Below are 321 nucleotides of genomic sequence, written 5' to 3' on the forward strand. Positions count from 1 at the left end.
TCGGGCGCCATGTTCGCCAGCGTGGCGCGGTCTTCCAGCGACAGCACGCCATCCAGCGCCTCGCCGGTGAACTCGACGAACTGCGCCACCACCTTGGCCTCGCGCAGGATGCGGGTCAGGTTGAGCACCAGGTCGGTGGCGGTGATGCCCGGCGCGGGCCGGTTGTACAACCGCACGCCGATGACCTCGGGCGCGCGCAGCACCAGCGCGTCGCCCAGCATCGCGGCCTCGGCCTCGATGCCGCCGACGCCCCAGCCCAGCACGCCCAGGGCGTTGACCATGGTGGTATGGCTGTCGGTCCCGACCAGGGTATCCGGACAG

At 71.3% G+C, this 321-nt stretch carries 1 protein-coding gene; it reads right to left on the bottom strand.

Annotation, left to right across the window (positions count from 1 at the left end):
* Positions 1-321: aconitase family protein (locus tag N801_RS22305; protein ID WP_245618527.1), on the bottom strand; the 321-nt coding region annotated here is incomplete at both ends.

The sequence above is a fragment of the Knoellia aerolata DSM 18566 genome (assembly GCF_000768695.1).
GTDB lineage: Bacteria > Actinomycetota > Actinomycetes > Actinomycetales > Dermatophilaceae > Knoellia > Knoellia aerolata.